This window comes from Nocardia sp. NBC_01377 (genome assembly GCF_045040005.1).
Lineage (GTDB): Bacteria > Actinomycetota > Actinomycetes > Mycobacteriales > Mycobacteriaceae > Nocardia > Nocardia noduli.
Map to the genome: position 1 here is coordinate 661,728 of NZ_CP109566.1, position 15,918 is coordinate 677,645.

The 15,918-nt window shown below is 68.1% G+C and carries 14 protein-coding genes and 1 other RNA gene; 8 read left to right on the forward strand and 7 right to left on the reverse strand.

What is annotated here, in order from left to right; translation table 11 throughout:
* Positions 1 to 14: 14 nt before the first annotated feature.
* Both OG225_RS03095 and OG225_RS03100 read right to left on the reverse strand, forming a co-directional pair.
* Positions 15 to 533, reverse strand: coding sequence for a TrmH family RNA methyltransferase (locus OG225_RS03095; protein WP_216911892.1), 519 nt, complete (start codon positions 531 to 533; stop codon positions 15 to 17).
* Between the two features lie 133 nt (positions 534 to 666).
* A complete protein-coding gene (locus OG225_RS03100; protein WP_216911891.1) occupies positions 667 to 1,554 on the reverse strand; it encodes an alpha/beta fold hydrolase in 888 nt (295 codons plus the stop codon).
* A gap of 75 nt (positions 1,555 to 1,629) precedes the next feature.
* Here OG225_RS03100 and rnpB point away from each other — a divergent pair.
* Positions 1,630 to 2,060: RNase P RNA component class A (gene rnpB / locus OG225_RS03105), an RNA gene on the forward strand.
* A gap of 76 nt (positions 2,061 to 2,136) precedes the next feature.
* Here the strand turns inward: rnpB and OG225_RS03110 are convergent.
* Positions 2,137 to 2,526: a hypothetical protein gene (locus tag OG225_RS03110; protein ID WP_405180323.1), complete on the reverse strand. Its 390-nt coding sequence runs from the start codon at positions 2,524 to 2,526 to the stop codon at positions 2,137 to 2,139.
* A gap of 455 nt (positions 2,527 to 2,981) precedes the next feature.
* Between OG225_RS03110 and OG225_RS03115 the strand changes: the two genes are divergently transcribed.
* The 4 genes from OG225_RS03115 (at position 2,982) to OG225_RS03130 (ending at position 5,989) form a co-directional block, all read left to right on the forward strand.
* Positions 2,982 to 3,296, forward strand: a complete 315-nt coding sequence (locus OG225_RS03115) for a hypothetical protein (RefSeq protein WP_232839872.1) — start codon at positions 2,982 to 2,984, stop codon at positions 3,294 to 3,296.
* A 3-nt stretch (positions 3,297 to 3,299) separates the two neighbouring features.
* Positions 3,300 to 4,736, forward strand: a complete 1,437-nt coding sequence (locus tag OG225_RS03120) for an RNB domain-containing ribonuclease (RefSeq protein WP_405180324.1) — start codon at positions 3,300 to 3,302, stop codon at positions 4,734 to 4,736.
* A gap of 165 nt (positions 4,737 to 4,901) precedes the next feature.
* Complete coding sequence (locus tag OG225_RS03125) at positions 4,902 to 5,324, forward strand: hypothetical protein (RefSeq protein ID WP_405180325.1); 423 nt, start codon at positions 4,902 to 4,904, stop codon at positions 5,322 to 5,324.
* 47 nt (positions 5,325 to 5,371) lie between these two features.
* Entirely contained in the window at positions 5,372 to 5,989 is a 618-nt protein-coding gene (locus OG225_RS03130) for a chloramphenicol phosphotransferase CPT family protein (RefSeq protein WP_405180326.1), read from the forward strand.
* Between the two features lie 11 nt (positions 5,990 to 6,000).
* Here OG225_RS03130 and OG225_RS03135 read toward each other — a convergent pair whose 3' ends face one another.
* The 4 genes from OG225_RS03135 to panB all read right to left on the reverse strand — a co-directional run bounded on the left by OG225_RS03135 (position 6,001) and on the right by panB (position 9,368).
* Positions 6,001 to 6,885 carry a CHAD domain-containing protein gene (locus tag OG225_RS03135; protein WP_405180327.1) on the reverse strand — a complete coding sequence of 295 codons (885 nt, stop codon included), beginning with the start codon at positions 6,883 to 6,885 and terminating at the stop codon, positions 6,001 to 6,003.
* 4 nt (positions 6,886 to 6,889) lie between these two features.
* Positions 6,890 to 7,852 carry a prolyl aminopeptidase gene (gene pip / locus OG225_RS03140; RefSeq protein ID WP_405183173.1) on the reverse strand — a complete coding sequence of 321 codons (963 nt, stop codon included), beginning with the start codon at positions 7,850 to 7,852 and terminating at the stop codon, positions 6,890 to 6,892.
* The gene (locus tag OG225_RS03145; RefSeq protein WP_405180328.1) at positions 7,852 to 8,295 is read right to left on the reverse strand and encodes a hypothetical protein; all 444 of its coding nucleotides are present in this window, start codon (positions 8,293 to 8,295) and stop codon (positions 7,852 to 7,854) included. The genes pip and OG225_RS03145 overlap by 1 nt, the downstream gene beginning before the upstream one ends.
* 215 nt (positions 8,296 to 8,510) lie before the next feature.
* Positions 8,511 to 9,368: a 3-methyl-2-oxobutanoate hydroxymethyltransferase gene (gene panB, locus OG225_RS03150; RefSeq protein WP_405183174.1), complete on the reverse strand. Its 858-nt coding sequence runs from the start codon at positions 9,366 to 9,368 to the stop codon at positions 8,511 to 8,513.
* A gap of 239 nt (positions 9,369 to 9,607) precedes the next feature.
* On the opposite strand from panB, the gene OG225_RS03155 reads away from it, so the two are divergent.
* The 3 genes from OG225_RS03155 (at position 9,608) to OG225_RS03165 (ending at position 15,753) form a co-directional block, all read left to right on the forward strand.
* On the forward strand, positions 9,608 to 11,155 hold the full coding sequence (locus tag OG225_RS03155) for an alpha/beta hydrolase (RefSeq protein WP_405180329.1): 1,548 nt from the start codon (positions 9,608 to 9,610) through the stop codon (positions 11,153 to 11,155).
* A 157-nt stretch (positions 11,156 to 11,312) separates the two neighbouring features.
* Positions 11,313 to 12,653 carry a glutamine synthetase family protein gene (locus OG225_RS03160; RefSeq protein WP_109526345.1) on the forward strand — a complete coding sequence of 447 codons (1,341 nt, stop codon included), beginning with the start codon at positions 11,313 to 11,315 and terminating at the stop codon, positions 12,651 to 12,653.
* A gap of 88 nt (positions 12,654 to 12,741) precedes the next feature.
* On the forward strand, positions 12,742 to 15,753 hold the full coding sequence (locus OG225_RS03165) for a bifunctional [glutamine synthetase] adenylyltransferase/[glutamine synthetase]-adenylyl-L-tyrosine phosphorylase (protein WP_405180330.1): 3,012 nt from the start codon (positions 12,742 to 12,744) through the stop codon (positions 15,751 to 15,753).
* Positions 15,754 to 15,918 lie beyond the last annotated feature (165 nt).

Here is a 15,918-nt window from a genome sequence, read left to right on the forward strand (position 1 = left end):
GACAGGTTCGCGAATCAGCACAGCCCGGCGAGTTTGTACAGGACCAGCGAACCGGCCACCGCGACGTTGAGACTGTGTCCCGAGCCGACCATCGGGATCTCGACGGCGAAATCCAGCAGTTCCACGCCCTCGGGCGGGATACCGTCGGATTCGTGACCGAGCACCATGACGGTGCGTCTGTTCGCCGGTTCGACGTCGGCGAGCCGGATCGATTCGTCGGTGAGTTCGACACCGACGATGGCGGATCCGCCCCGGCGCTGACGTTCCAGCCAGCGGTCGACGCGTCCGTCGATCCAGTGCACGCACGGCCGTGTGCGCAAGGTGTTGCCCTGGGCGAGCGCGTCGGGCACCCACGGTTGGCGCGGTACCGCCATGCAGGCGCCGACCGCGTCGCAGGTGCGAAGCAGGGTACCGAGATTGACGCTGTGCTTGGGCCACAGCGGCGCCGCGATCAGGTGATTCCAGCAGCCGTGCGCGCGCCTGCGCCGTTGTCTACGCAATTCGGGGCGGGTGCGGACCCGCGCGGCCGTCATGAACGGAAGGGGAGAGCCTTCCCCGGGGAGAGAACAGATTTCATCGTGACGGTACTTCGCGGCGCACCGGGGCCATCGACGGGAATATTGCCATCGATGATACCCGGTCGCCACGTGTCCGCGACAGGTGCGCTCAGGGCCGCAACACCGAGACCAGGAATTCGGTCTGGTCGTAGACGACCTGTTCGAAGACGTCGTCGAAGTACAGATCGAAATGGCCCACCGGATATCGTTTGACCACAGCGTGTTTGGTTCGCTCCGCGGCCTTGAGCGCCGGTTTCGCCGGTGCCACCGAGTCGTTGTCGGCGATGGCGTAGAAGACCGGCATCTTCAGGGCTTTGGCCCGGCGTCCCGGTGCGTTGAACAACGCGGGAAAGGCGAAGCGCGCCGCCACTTTCGGCTGCCAGCTCTCGCTGTCCTCGGCGAGCCTGCCGTAACCCTCGGGAACATCGCGGGCGCTCATCAGGGCCGCGGACCGTTTGCGGCCCGCGAGTTTGATCCCGACCGGCTTGCGCCGGATCGGCCCGATCAACAGGTCGGTGGCCGCGATCGTGACGACCTTCGTCACATTGATCGGGCCCTTCACCATGGTCGAGGCCCATCCGCTGGTGCACGGCGCCTGCGCGACGACCGCCGCGATGTAATCGTCCTGCGGTGCGATCGTGAGCACGTGCCCGCCACCGAGGGCTGTGCCCCACAGCGCGATTCGCGTCTTGTCGATCCCGCGCAGGGTGCGGGCGAAGGCGATGGCGTTGCGCCAGTCCTCACGCTGTCTCGCGATGTTCACCACCTGACGCGGCGTGCCCTGACTCGCGCCGAAATGACGGTAATCGAAGACCAGCACGGCCATGCCCGCCGCCGCGAACCGCCGTGCGTACCTGTCCAATCCCATCTCCCTGGTACCCCCGAGACCATGACCCATCACCACCAGTGGGCGGGGTTTGGGGACGCCGTCGGGAGGATACAGCCACGCCGCGCATTGATCCCCGCCCGACGTGAAACCGACCTCGACACGCTCCATGGATATTTACCGTACTGGGTCGGTCGTGGGCGCGCGGACCGGTGGTTGCCCGGTCGCGTACCCTTGGGGCGCGGACGAGTTGGCCGGGCGACCGCGGCGCTGGGAACGGGCACTCTGTGCCGCCGCCCCGCGCCGAGGAAAGTCCGGACTCCACAGAGCAGGGCGGTTGCTAACGGCAACCCGGGGTGACCCGCGGGACAGTGCCACAGAGAACAGACCGCCCACGGTCGCGTCGTGTGCGAACACGGCTCGATCGTGCGGTGAGGGTGAAACGGTGCGGTAAGAGCGCACCAGCGCCCCGGGTGACCGGGGCGGCTAGGTAAACCCCGCCCGGAGCAAGGTCGAAGGTCGCACCGCTCGCGGTGCGGCTGCGCAGGTGTTCGAGGGCTGCTCGCCCGAGCCTGCGGGTGGACCGCTCGAGGCACCCGGCGACGGTGTGTCCAGATGGATGGTCGTCACCCGGTGCGAACCGGGTACAGGATCCGGCTTACACGCCAACTCGTCCGCCCCCGCCCCGGCGGGATACGTGCCCGGCCGCTGTCCGAGGATATGCGGCCGATCACGGTGAATCAGCGGGAGCGACTACCCGCACATGAGTTTGGCCATCTGGTAGATGGCCGCTGCCTCGTCCTTCGTCACCTCCGTCGAGCCGTTCTTGGCGTGCGTGGCGACACCGCTGATCACGGCGTCCTCGGCTTTACCCGACTTCAGGTCCGAGCAGGTCTGATTGAGGATGTCGCTGATCTGGACGTCGCTCCTGCCCTGCGCCAACTTCGGGAAAGCGCTCTTGAAACTGACGACGAAGGTGCCCGCCTTCGCGCCGTCGACGACCCGGGCGACGCTCGAGGCGGCCTCCGCGGCCGCCGAGGTACCGGCCGCCGCGGAGGATGTGGCTGTGTCGTCGTTGCAACCGGCGAGGAGCAGGGCGAATACGGAGGCGCTGGCCGCGAGAGCGGCGGAGGTTCTTCTCACGGAGCGGGATGCTAGCCGCCGCGAACAAAAGTCGCCCTCCGTGTGGTTAACGGAAGGCGACGATTGCGTGGACCGAAACTGTGAGGTCAGACCGGTTCGATCAGGAATACCTGAGCCCAGTAGGCGGCCTGGTCGGGGCCGAGCAGCGGCATCAGGTAGTCGAAGATGATCGATGACATCAGTGCGGTACTCCCAAATATCGACGTACGGGGTCACTTCGGAACACGCGGGATGTGCCGAGAACCGGACAGCCCGCGCCGCCCCGGAACGTTAGCAGCCGCCGACGACGCGCCGACGGCTGCGGGTCGGGCATAACAATTCATCTCCTACTGGCCCCGATCGTGATCGACGTCATAGAGTGGTCGCCGTTGGCAAGGCCCGTTGCCGGGCTGCATCGGGCCTTTCGAATTTCGATCGCGGAAGCAGGTCTCAACTCCATGCGGGTAGTTCGTTCTATGGTCGCCGGTGCTCTCATCGCCGGGGCCGCATCGGTTTTCGCAGTGCTCGGTGCCGGGTCCGCAAGCGCGGTCGCCGTCACCCCGCTGCCGGGTGGGGTTCAGGTCGATCTCAGCCCGGCCGATACCCAGTGGGTGCACCAGACCCACTTCGGTCGCACGATCGCGGGCCTTCCGCATCCGTCGGCCGCGTCGTTCGGTGAGGCGCTGGACGGGGCTGCCGCCGTGTCGTCGGCCTACCCGACGGGACGGGTCACCTTCACCGTCTTCGGTCCGTTCAACGAACTGAACGGCACCATGCTGGCGTTGCAGTAGCTGGTGGAATTACACCAGCGGATCATCTCGGCGCCGGTCGACTTCGGCGCCGTCAGATCCGAATTCGGCTTGGCCTCGACGTATCCCGCCGAGGCCACCGCGGAAGCCCGCGACGCGAACGACGTGTTCGCGGGCGACCGGATCGATCGCACCGATATCGAATTCGTGACCATAGACCCGCCGGGCTCGATGGACCTGGACCAGGCCGTCCATCTCGAGCGCACCGGCACCGGTTTCACCGTGCACTACGCGATCGCCGACCTCGGCGCCGTCATCGCCCCCGATGGCGCGCTCGCCCGTGAGGCAGGCGCGCGAGGCCAGACCTTCTACATGCCCGACACCACCGTGCCGCTGCATCCGCCGGTGCTCTCGGAGGGTTCGGCGAGCCTGCTGCCCGACCGCACCAGACCCGCCGCGCTGTGGACCATCGAATGCGACGAGAAGGCCGAACCGCTGCGGTACTCGGTCGTGCGGGCCACCGTCCGCTCCCGCGCCCGGCTCGACTACGCCGGTGTGCAGGCCGACGCCGACGCCGGTCGCCCACACCCCTCGGTCGCGGCCCTGCCGGAATTCGGCACGCGGCGCATCGAAACGGGGCTGGCCCGTGGCGTGATCGGATTGCGGCTGCCGTCGCAGAGCGTCATCCGCGACGACGCCACCGACGGGCACTGGCAGTTGGTGCTGGAGCCGCGCACCGCCGCCGACGACTGGAACGAACAGATCTCGCTGCTCACCGGGATGTGCGCCGCCCGCATCATGGTGGACAATTCCGACGGGGGCCGGGCCGGTCTGTTGCGCACGATGCCGCCCCCGCCCGAATCGGCCATCCAATCCCTGCGCCGCACCGCCGCGGCCGTCGGGGTCGCCTGGCCCACCGACAAACCGGTCGGCCGGATGCTCGCCGAACTGGATCCGAACACCCCCGCCGCCCTCGTGCTCATGTCGGAGGCGACCGGCCTGCTGCGCGGAGCCGCCTACACCGTGCTCGGCGACACCGATCTGTCACCGGAGACATTGCGCCACAGCGCGATCGGCGCACCGTACGCCCATGTGACCGCACCGCTGCGCCGACTGGCCGACCGCTTCGGCACCGAGATCTGCCTGGCCCGTTGCGCCGGGACACCGATCCCGGAATGGGTGCGCGAGGGTCTCGCACCGACCGCCGAATCGATGAAACGCAGCGACGCCGTCGCGGGCAAGGTCGAGCGCGCCTGCATCGACCTCACCGAATCGACCCTGCTCGCCTCGCGCACCGGCGGCGAATTCGACGCCGTCGTCCTCCGCGAGGGCAACGGCAACCGGCCCGCCGAGATCTTCGTCGCCGACCCGCCCGTACTCGGCCGCTGCGCGGGCTCACTCCCGGAAGGGACCTCGGTCCGCGTCCGTCTCGTCACGGCCGATCCCGCCACCCGCAAGATCGCCTTCACCTTTCCCGCCTGAGCGGGCCTACTCGCCTCTCGCCGCATGGGCGCAGAGCCTGCCGAGCGCACTCTTCCCGGAGGGGCACTCGAACGGGACCGCTGTGCGATCCCACGCACAGTTGCTACGCTGTCGCTCGTTCGATCGCGCGGCGTGTCCGCCAGTGTCTCCGTGGGGGTTTCGGCCGTGGGTTTCTTCATTTTCGCGCATACGGCCAGCGGCATCATGCTGGTACTGCTCTCGCTCGCCGCGAAGGAAGTGAGACTCGCGCGCCGGATCGTCAACGGTGTCTTCGGGGTCGCGTTCCTGGGCTACGCCTGCTACCTGGCGTTCTTCCACGACGGCGGCCAAGCGGTGATGAGCCTGTGGGTCTTGATATTGCCCATCGTGCTCCTGGTGGACTTCGTCCGCTCGATCGACCTCTACAGCGTGTCGGAGGATTCACTCCCCGCCCACGAACGCCGCCGTCGCCAACGCCGCGATCGGCAGCCCGACGTGCGGCAGTCCAGCGCCCCGCAACCGCAACCCCGCCGATCGGCGGCCAGTCGTGAACGTCGCGCCGCCCGTGCGGCCGAGCGCGCCGCTCTGCGCGACCAGACCACGACCTGAGCCGACTCTTCCGGCTCCGTGCCGCCGAAACCGACCACGCCGCCACCATGGAAGTTGTGCGCAGCTTCTTCGACCTCGCGGAAACCTTCGATGCTCGCGGTGCGGTCGCTCCTGGACAGATCGTGTTCCTCAACGGTGCGTCGAGCTCGGGCAAGTCCAGCCTCGCGCGCCGACTGCTGATCGATCTGGACCGGCCCTTCTTCCACATGGGTGTCGACATGATCGGCGCGATGCGGTCGGAAACGCGCACCGGCGAACTCGATCCGGCGGCGCTCGCCGAAGTTCTGCGACGCACCCGTGCGGGTTTCCATCGGGCGGTCGCGGGAATGGCGCTGGCGGGTAACGACATCGTCGTGGACCATGTCCTCGGTGAGCCGTGGCGGCTGCGGGACTGTCTGACGGTGATGGCGGGCATCGATGTCGTTCTCGTCGGTGTGCACTGCTCCCTCGACGCATTGCGTCGTCGAGAACGGCGGCGCGGAGATCGCGTCGTCGGTACGGCCGCCGCGCAGGTCGATGTGGTCCACGCACACGGGATCTACGATCTGGAAGTCGACACCGGCCGCGATACCGTCGAGGTCTGCTCGGCCCGGGTCGCGGAGTTCCTCGAGCGAGGACCGATGCCGCGAGCTTTCGATCGTCTTCGCGCCGCGGCGCAACCGTGACGCGGCGGACCCTACTGCGGCTTCCCGGTCGACAGTGCTCGGGCGGCGACGGGGTAGCGGTCCAATTCGCGATCGGCGGCGCTCTGTTCGACGGCGGCGAGGCGGTGGTAGATCTCGGTGGATTCCCCGGCGGCCTCGGCCGCGGCGGCGCGTTCGAGGATCGCCTCGCGCGATTCGACGGCGTCGCGGTGGTCGCCGAGCACCGTCTGTAGTCGTTTGGCGCGCGAGCCGAGCGTGGTCGCCTGCTCCCCGAGGACGCTTTCGGCCGCTTCGCACGAATACCGCAGGCGTTTGGCGCTTTTGCGGATGTCGTGCAGCAGTTCGACGCGGTCGGCGGGGGAGACGGTCGGCTCGGTCCTGATGAGCGCTTCGACGCGTTTCCGGTCGCGGTGCAGTACGAAACCGAAGAATCCGGCGGCGGGGGCGGCGGCGCGCGAGGAGCGCAGCGGCGGCGCGGTACGCCATCGGATCAGCAGGTCGTGCAGCGCGCGGTAGCGGTCGGCGTCCAACGCGGTGAGGATGTCGGTGTGCGCGGACTCGTAGCGGGCGCGCTCCGCGGTGACGAGCCGGGCGGTCGCGGTGGCCAGGTCGTCGGGGGAGAGATCCGCCGCCTGTTTGTCGAGCAGGGTGACGAAACGATCGGCGCGCACCTCGGCGTCACGCGCGACACCGAGCAGATCGGCCAGCCATTTCAACTCGATATTCGCCGCCGTCACCGGATCTCGCTGGAGCAGCGTCTTGTACGACCGCAGCACACTGCGCAGCCGTCGCGTCGCCACCCGCATCTGGTGCACCGAATCGTCGGCGTCGGCGCGCACGTCGGGTTCGGCGGCGGTGAGCCGGTCGACGTCGTCGCCGAGCGCCGTGATCAGCGCGGTTCCTGCGGTGACCCCCATGCGATCAACTCACTTTCGAGAATCCGTCGGTCGCCTCGACGAGATGGTGGGTGATGCCGGGTTCGTTCGCCGAGTGACCGGCGTCGTCGACGATGTGCAACGTCGAACCGGGCCAGGCGCGATGCAGATCCCAGGCGCTGACCGCGGGGCAGACGATGTCGTGACGCCCCTGGACGATGATCGCCGGAATATGGGAGATGATGCCGATATCGCGCAGCAGCTGTCCTTCTTCGAGGAAACCGCCGTGGCGGAAGTAGTGGTTCTCGATCCTGGCGAAGGCGAGCGCGAACCGGGGAGCGGCGGTCTCGGCCACGCGGTCCGGCTGCGGCAGCAGCGAACTCGTCGAACCTTCCCAGGTGGACCAGGCGATGGCGGCGGCGGTCGCGATCCGGTCGTCAGGGGAGTGCAGCAGCCGATGGTAGACCTCGACCAGATCCTCGCCGCGTTCGGATTCCGGCACCGGGGCCAGGAATTTCTCCCACTCGTCCGGGTAGACGTATCCGGCGGCGCCGTTGTAGTACCAGTCGATTTCCTTGCGCCGCAGCAGGAATATGCCGCGCAGCACCAGTTCGGTGACCCGCTCGGGATATTGCTGGGCGTAGGCGAGGGCGAGCGTGGAACCCCACGAGCCGCCGAAGACCTGCCACCGATCGATGGCGAGATGGGCACGCAGCGCTTCGATATCGGCGATCAGATGCCGGGTGGTGTTGGTCTCCAGTGACGCGCCGTCGGCCAGGTGCGGGGTGGAGCGACCGCAGCCGCGCTGATCGAGCAGCACGATCCGGTAGGCCGACGGATCGAAGAACCGCCGTTGCGCGGGCGAGGTGCCGCCGCCGGGACCACCGTGCAGGAACACCACCGGCTTACCCTCGGGGTTGCCGCTGACCTCCCAGTACACGGACTGGCCCGCGCCGACGTCGAGCATGCCGGAGTCGTACGGTTCGATCTCGGGATACAGCGTGCGCATCACAGCCCCACGATCACCGAGGCCAGATCCGGCGCCGACAACGCCTCGATCGCCTGCTGGCGCACATCGGGACAGCTCTTCGAGGTGGCGGTGTCGACGACGGCCTTGTTGCCGAGAACGTCGATGCCGTATTGCAGTCCCCACGGATGCACGATCAGGTTCATGCCGACCCCGCCGAGCGTGGGACCCTGCACCCGGAAATTCGACAGCTCGGGGCGGATCGCGTCGCAGAGCGCTTTGCCCGCCGCGTCGGTCACCTGGGCGGTCGGCTTCTGACTGCCGCCGCTGCCCGCGCCCGTGGTGGCCTGCGGGATCGAGGTGACCGAACCGGAATTTCCGGTGGGACTCGGGTCGTCGGTGGGTCCGCAGGCGGCCAGCGCCGCGACGGTGAGAACTCCTGCCGCGAGCAGCGTGCTGCGGGAAATCCATCGGCTGTGCGGCATCGGTACCTCTGATCGTGTCGAATCGGTCGATTTCGATACTGCCACTGATTCGACCGGTCCGGTGCGCGCCTCGGGAGGTCCGGTTCAGCCGAAGTTGTCGCGCAACTCTTTGATCAGGCCCCGTTCTCGTTGTATCGCAACGGGTTCGAGGACTGGCGCGGACGGCAGGTCGAGCAGTGTCGTGGGAACGTCCACCGCCCGACCCGCCCGCGAGATCAGAAGCTGTGTTCGGGACCGGGGAAGGTGCCGCGCCGCACCTCGTCGGCGTAGCTCGCCGCCGCGGTGCGCAGCTGACCGCCGATATCGCCGAAACGCTTGACGAATTTCGCTGTCTTGCCGCTGGTGTATCCGGCCATGTCCTGCCAGACCAGGACCTGGGCGTCGCATTCCGCGCCCGCGCCGATGCCGACGGTCGGAATGGTCAGTTTGCGGGTGACCTGTCCGGCGAGTTCGGCGGGAACCATCTCCATGACCACCGAGAACGCGCCCGCCTCCTGCACGGCGATGGCGTCGGCGATGAGCTGTTCGGCGCCGTCACCGCGGCCCTGCACCCGGAAACCGCCGAGCCCGTTGACGCTCTGCGGGGTGAAACCGATATGCGCCATCACCGGGATGCCGGACGCGCTGATCAGCGCGATCTGCTCGGCCACACGCTCTCCGCCCTCGAGTTTCACCGCGTGCGCCTGGCCCTCCTTCATGAATCGGGTCGCGGTCGCGAGGGCCTGCTGCGGGGAACTCTCGTAGGTCCCGAACGGCAGGTCGGCGACGACGAGGGCGTTCGGCGCGCCGCGCACGACGCCGCGAACGAGGGGGATCAGCTCGTCCACCGTGATGGGCACGGTGGTGTCGTAGCCGTACACCACGTTCGCGGCCGAGTCACCGACCAGCAGGACGGGGATCCCGGCCTCTTCGAACAGGCGGGCCGACGAGTAGTCGTAGGCCGTCAGCATGGCCCAGCGCTCGCCGTCGGCCTTCATCTGCTGGAGGTGATGCACCCGTGTCTTGCGCGCGGTCTTCTTCGGCTCGGCAGGAGCCGCACCGTAGGCAGGGGTTTCCGAATCGGATACGGACATCATCGTCCCTTTCGCTACGTGTCGCCTCGAGGCCCTGTCGGGTCCCCGGGTTCTCTGACAGCTCCAGTGTGCCACTGCGGCGACCCGGGCAATAGGGCCGGTCGCCGGTGCAATTGGTCACAGGCGGTGACCGGCCTGCCCCTCCGCGGCCGCCGTGGACGGTGGCGACCGCGCGGCATGATCGGCGGCCCGGGTGGTGGCGCGCGGGGAAGCGCCGCGCTCCTGGCAGGATCATCGGCATGGGTCGGGTGCGGAGCGGTCGTGGGTTGCTGGTGACAGGTGTGGCCGGGATGCTGCTGGTCGTCGCGGGGTGCGGCGGTACGGCCGAGCCGAAGACGACACCGGTGCCCTCGCCCCCGGCGCCCGCCGGACTGGAGCCCTTCTACAGCCAGTCGGTGCAGTGGGGTGACTGCGACGGCTTCGGCGATCCGGAGGATCGTCTCCCGCCCAGCGCCGAATGCGCGAAGATCACCGTTCCGGTCGACTACGCGAAACCCGACGGCGCCACCGCGCAGATCGCGCTGTCGCGGATCCCGGCCTCGGGAGACAAGATCGGATCACTGCTGCTGAATCCCGGCGGTCCCGGCGGTTCCGGATTGTCGATGGTCAGCATCGCCGGGCGCGGCGAGCTGGCCGAACGTTTCGACCGGGTCGGGTTCGACCCGCGCGGGATCGGATCCTCGACGCCGACCATCTCCTGCCTGACGCCGCAGGAGTCCGACGCCGAGCGGGCCGATCCGCCCGAGGACAACTCCCCGGCGGGGATCGCCGAGATGGAGGCCGAGAACAAGGCCTACGCGGACAAATGCGCGGAGCGGACCGGCACGGAATTCCTCGCCCACGTCGGCACCCGCGAGGTCGTGCAGGACATGGACGTCATCCGGGCCGTGCTCGGCGATCCGGGGCTGAACTACCTGGGCTACTCCTACGGCACCAGGCTCGGTTCGGCCTACGCCGAGCGATTCCCCGAACGGGTGCGCGCGCTCGTGCTCGACGGCGCGGTCGACTCCTCGCAGGACCCGGTCCAGGAATCACTGCGCCAGGCCGCCGGATTCCAGGGCGTGTTCGAGGCCTACAGCGCCCAGTGCGCGAGCAAACCCGACTGCCCGCTCGGCTCCGATCCGACTCGAGCAGTAGCCCGTTTCCGCGCCCTGGTCGACCCGCTGTGGACGACGCCCGCCGCGACCACCGACCCGCGCGGGCTGACCTACGACGACGCGATCACCGGCGTCCGGCAAGCCCTCTACACCGACGAACTGTGGCAGGTGCTGACGATGGGCCTCGACGAACTCGGCAAGGGGCGCGGCGACACCCTGTTGCAACTGGCCGATATGTACGACGGCCGCCGCGAGGACGGCACCTATCGCAATACCGACGACGCCTTCAACGCCATCCGCTGCGTGGACGATCCCCGGATCGCCGATCCGGCTCTCACGGGTCGCCAGGACATGGAATACCGCAAGGCCGCGCCTTTCATCGACGACGGTCGTGGCACCGGCGCGGCCCCGCTCGACCTCTGTGTGTCGTGGCCGGTCCCCAATACGAGCGAACCGCATCGGATATCGGTGACGGGTCTGCCCGAGACGGTGGTGGTCTCCACGACCGAGGATCCGGCGACTCCGTATCAGGCCGGTGTCGATCTGGCCCAGCAACTCGGGGCCTCCCTCATCACCTATCGCGGGAATCGGCACACCGCCGCGCTCGTCGCGGGCGACAAATGTCTCGATGACGCCGTCGTCGCCTACCTCGTCGACCTCACCGAACCCGCACCCGGACTCACCTGCTGACAGCGCGGCGGCGCGGCCGTGTCCAACCCGCGTCATACCTCACATTCGCGGCAGTTCGGACGCGAACTAGGTACCGGAAAGCCCCTCAGCTACCGACATTGCAAACCTCAGCCTGTATGTAACACGGATTTAACGCCAGGTCTTTACTCTCGCGGACATGGATCGCCAGAAGGAATTCGTGCTGCGGACGCTCGAAGAGCGGGACATCCGCTTCGTGCGTCTCTGGTTCACCGACGTTTTGGGTTATCTGAAGTCCGTCGCGATCGCGCCCGCCGAACTGGAAGGCGCGTTCGAGGAGGGCATCGGATTCGACGGCTCGGCCATCGAGGGCTTCGCCCGCGTCTCGGAGGCCGATATGGTCGCCCGGCCGGATCCGTCCACCTTCCAGGTGCTGCCGTGGGCCACCTCCAAGGGGCATCAGCATTCGGCCCGCATGTTCTGCGACATCACCATGCCGGACGGCTCACCGTCCTGGGCCGACCCGCGCCACGTGCTGCGCAGACAGTTGAACAAAGCCGCCGACGTGGGCTTCAGCTGCTACGTGCACCCCGAGATCGAGTTCTTCCTGCTGGAGAACAGCCCGCAGGACGGCACCCCGCCCCGGCCCGCAGACTCCGGCGGCTTCTTCGACCAGGCCGTGCACGATTCGGCCCCCAACTTCCGCCGTCACGCCATCGACGCGCTGGAATCGATGGGCATCTCGGTCGAGTTCAGCCACCACGAGGGCGCGCCCGGCCAGCAGGAGATCGACCTGCGCTACGCCGACGCGCTGTCCATGGCCGACAACGTGATGACCTTCCGCTACCTGATCAAGGAAGTGGCCATCGACGAGGGCGTGCGCGCGACGTTCATGCCCAAGCCGTTCGCCGCCTACCCGGGTTCGGCCATGCACACCCACATGAGCCTGTTCGAGGGCGAGGCCAACGCCTTCCACGACCCCGACGATCCGATCAACCTGTCGAGCACCGCGCGCGCGTTCATCGCGGGCATTCTGGAGCACGCGCCGGAGATCAGCGCGATCACCAACCAGTGGGTGAACTCCTACAAGCGCCTGATCCACGGCGGCGAGGCGCCCACCGCGGCCTCGTGGGGCCGGTCGAACCGGTCCGCGCTGGTGCGCGTGCCCATGTACACGCCGAACAAGTCCTCGTCGCGACGCGTCGAGATCCGCAGCCCCGATTCGGCCTGCAATCCGTACCTGACCTTCGCGGTGCTGCTCGCGGCCGGTCTGCGCGGTATCGAGAAGGGCTACACGTTGCCGCCGGAGGCGGAGGACGACGTGTGGTCGCTGACGGTGGCCGAACGTCGCGCGATGGGTTTCCGGGAACTTCCCGGCACCCTGGACGAGGCGTTGCAGGCCATGGAGCGGTCCGAACTGGTCGCCGAGACCCTCGGCGAGCACGTGTTCGACTTCTTCCTGCGCAACAAGCGCCGGGAGTGGGCCGACTACCGCAGCCAGGTCACGCCGTACGAACTGAAGGAATACCTGGGTCTCTAGATCGAAGAGATCACACTGCAACCTGTGCTCGGCCTGCTGTCGACCGGCCGAGCACCTTTCTTCACCCGGGCCATGTAATTTAAGAACCATGGTCCGGCCACCGTCTGCCCGCTCCGCTGTTCCAGGTGTCGGTCGGCTCGGATTGCTCGAGCCGACAGCCGCCGATTCGCTACGCGAATTGGCCTGGGACAACGTCGAAAGTATCCCCGTGCTGTGGGCGCTGTCGCGCGCACCGGACGCGGACCTGGCGCTGAACACGATGGTAAAACTGCGTGAGCAGCTCGGAACCGAATGGACGGCACTGGATTCGGCGGTGCGCACCGATACCTCGTTGCGCGGTAGGCTTTTCGCGCTGCTCGGCGCGTCGAGCGCCTTCGCCGACCACCTGGTGGCCGACCCGTCGTCGTGGCTGGTCCTGCAACGCCGTGACCTGCCCGATCGCGACGAACTGATCGCCGATCTGCTCGAGGTGGTCAAGGCCGTCCCCGAGGAGGGCCCGCGCGCCGGGCCGATGCTGTTCCGGGCGCAGATCGCCGGGCCCGAAGCGGTGGCACTGCTGCGCAGGAGCTACCGCGATCAGCTCATGCTGCTCGCCGCGCTCGATCTGGCCGCCACCGTGGAGAACGAACCGGTACTGCCGTACCAGCTTGTCGGGCGGCACCTGACCGACCTCGCCGACGCCGCGCTCACCGCCGCGCTGTCGGTCGCGGTGGCCAGGGTGTGCAAGGACGGTCCGTGCGAGGTCAGGTTGGCGGTCGTCGCGATGGGCAAGTGCGGTGCGCGGGAACTGAACTACGTCAGCGATGTCGATGTGGTCTTCGTCGCCGAGCCCGCCGACCCGGTGGCGACCAGGCTGGCCGCCGAGATGATGAGCGTGGGCAGCCAGGCCTTCTTCGACGTCGACGCGGCGTTGCGTCCCGAGGGTAAGGCGGGCGCGTTGGTGCGCACGCTGGAATCGCATCTCGCGTACTACCGGAGATGGGCCCGCACCTGGGAATTCCAGGCGCTGTTGAAGAACCGTCCGATGACCGGTGATCTCGAACTCGGGCAGCAGTATCGGGACGCGCTCATGCCCATGGTGTGGGCCGCTTCGGAGCGTCCGGATTTCGTGCCCGACGTGCAGGCCATGCGCCGCCGCGTCGAGGATCTGGTGCCGGAGGATCTGCGTGAGCGCGAACTCAAACTCGGCCACGGCAGCCTGCGCGACGTCGAATTCGCCGTGCAGTTGCTGCAGTTGGTGCACGGCCGGGTGGACGAGACCCTGCACGTGCAGGGCACCGTCGAAGCGCTGACCGCCTTGGCGGCCGGTGGTTACGTCGGCCGCGACGATGCGGCGAATCTGACCGCCTCCTACGAATTCCTGCGCCTGCTCGAACATCGGCTGCAATTGCAGCGGCTCAAGCGGACCCACACCCTGCCGCCCGCCGACGACGACGAGGGTATGCGCTGGCTGGCCCGTGCGGCCCATGTCCGTCCCGACGGCAGACAGGACGCGGTCGGCGTGCTGGCCGCGGAGATCCGCCGCAACGCGGTGCGGGTGCGGCGATTACACGCCAAACTCTTCTACCGCCCGCTGCTGGAATCGGTGGCGAAACTGGATTCGGACGCGCTGAGGCTGAGCCCGGACGCGGCGATCCGCCAGCTGGCCGCGCTCGGCTACACCTCGCCCGAACACGCGCTCGGACATCTGAAGGCCCTGACCGGCGGGGTGTCGCGCAAGGGCAGGATCCAGGCTCTGCTGTTGCCGACGCTGCTCGAATGGCTCGGTGACACACCGAATCCCGACGCGGGCCTGCTGGCCTACCGTCGCGTATCCGAGGGGCTGGACGACCAGATCTGGTTTCTGCGCGAACTGCGTGACGAAGGCGCGATCGCGCAACGGCTCATGATCGTGCTCGGCTCCTCGGAATACCTGCCGGACCTGCTGATCAACGCGCCCGACACCATTCGCATGTACGCCGACGGTCCGAGTGGGCCGCTGCTGCTCAGCCCGAAACAGGAGGACGTCTCCCGCGGCATCCTCACCGCCGCCGCGCGTTACGAGGATCCCTGGCGCGCGGTGGCGGCGGCGCGTTCGCTGCGTCGCCACGAACTGGCCAGGGTGGCCTCGGCCGATCTGCTGGGCATGCTCGACGTCCCGCAGGTGTGCCGCGCGCTCTCCTCGGTCTGGGTCGCGGTCCTCGAAGCCTCCCTCACCGCCGTGATCAGGGCCGACGAGGCCGAGACCGGTGAACCCGCGCCCGCCGACTTCGCGGTGATCGGCATGGGCCGACTCGGCGGCCTCGAACTCGGTTACGGCTCCGACGCCGATGTGCTGTTCGTCTGCGATCCACGGCCGGGCGTCGATGAGACCAAGGCCGTGAAATGGTCGAATTCGGTGGCCGACCGGGTACAGAAACTGCTCGGCGCCCCCAGCACCGACCCGCCGCTGCACGTGGACGCGGGCCTGCGACCGGAGGGGCGCAACGGCGCCTTGGTGCGCACCCTCGCCGCCTACACCGCCTACTACCAGCAGTGGGCCCAGCCGTGGGAGATGCAGGCATTGCTGCGTGCCCACCAGGTGGCCGGTGATCAGGAACTCGGCGTGCGCTTCCTGCACGTCATCGACAAAGTGCGCTATCCGGTCGGCGGTGTCTCGGTCGAGGCGGTGCGCGAGATCCGGCGGATCAAGGCGCGGGTCGACGCCGAACGGCTTCCGCGCGGCGCGGATCCGACGACCCACACCAAACTCGGTCGCGGCGGCCTGGCCGATATCGAATGGACGGTGCAGCTGATGCAGTTGCGTCACGCCCACGAGATCCCGGCGCTGCACAACACCTCGACGCTGGAATCGCTGGATGTCATCGAGCAGACGAAACTGCTCGATGCCTCCGACGTGGCACTGCTGCGCGACGCCTGGCTGACCGCGACCAAGGCCCGCAACGCCCTGGTCCTGGTCCGGGGCAAGCCCGCCGATCAATTGCCCGCGCCGGGGCGTCTGCTCTCGGCGGTGGCCCGTGTCGCGGGCTGGCCCAACGACGACGGCAGCGAATTCCTCGACAATTACATGCGGGTGACCAGGCGTGGGAAACGCGTGGTGGAAAGGGTTTTCGGCGGGTAGTCGCGAGCCTGCCGATCCCTGCTCGGGTGCGCGGTGCCGACTGTTCGGCCGCACTCGGGCGAGGCCGAATATCAGGCGAATCGGGCAAAACGCTACTGCGGAACTGTCGGCTTCGTAACCTTGACGTCCATGTGGAGTATCGTCCCGATTTCTGTCGTCAGCGCC

Excerpts from the sequence above, each read along its gene's own strand:
- OG225_RS03095 (WP_216911892.1), bottom strand. The coding sequence starts at position 533 with ATGACGGCCGCGCGGGTCCGCACCCGCCCCGAATTGCGTAGACAACGG.
- OG225_RS03100 (WP_216911891.1), bottom strand. The coding sequence starts at position 1,554 with ATGGAGCGTGTCGAGGTCGGTTTCACGTCGGGCGGGGATCAATGCGCG.
- OG225_RS03115 (WP_232839872.1), top strand. The coding sequence starts at position 2,982 with ATGGTCGCCGGTGCTCTCATCGCCGGGGCCGCATCGGTTTTCGCAGTG.
- OG225_RS03130 (WP_405180326.1), top strand. The coding sequence starts at position 5,372 with ATGGAAGTTGTGCGCAGCTTCTTCGACCTCGCGGAAACCTTCGATGCT.
- OG225_RS03135 (WP_405180327.1), bottom strand. The coding sequence starts at position 6,885 with ATGGGGGTCACCGCAGGAACCGCGCTGATCACGGCGCTCGGCGACGAC.
- pip (WP_405183173.1), bottom strand. The coding sequence starts at position 7,852 with ATGCGCACGCTGTATCCCGAGATCGAACCGTACGACTCCGGCATGCTC.
- OG225_RS03145 (WP_405180328.1), bottom strand. The coding sequence starts at position 8,295 with ATGCCGCACAGCCGATGGATTTCCCGCAGCACGCTGCTCGCGGCAGGA.
- panB (WP_405183174.1), bottom strand. The coding sequence starts at position 9,368 with ATGTCCGTATCCGATTCGGAAACCCCTGCCTACGGTGCGGCTCCTGCC.
- OG225_RS03155 (WP_405180329.1), top strand. The coding sequence starts at position 9,608 with ATGGGTCGGGTGCGGAGCGGTCGTGGGTTGCTGGTGACAGGTGTGGCC.
- OG225_RS03160 (WP_109526345.1), top strand. The coding sequence starts at position 11,313 with ATGGATCGCCAGAAGGAATTCGTGCTGCGGACGCTCGAAGAGCGGGAC.
- OG225_RS03165 (WP_405180330.1), top strand. The coding sequence starts at position 12,742 with ATGGTCCGGCCACCGTCTGCCCGCTCCGCTGTTCCAGGTGTCGGTCGG.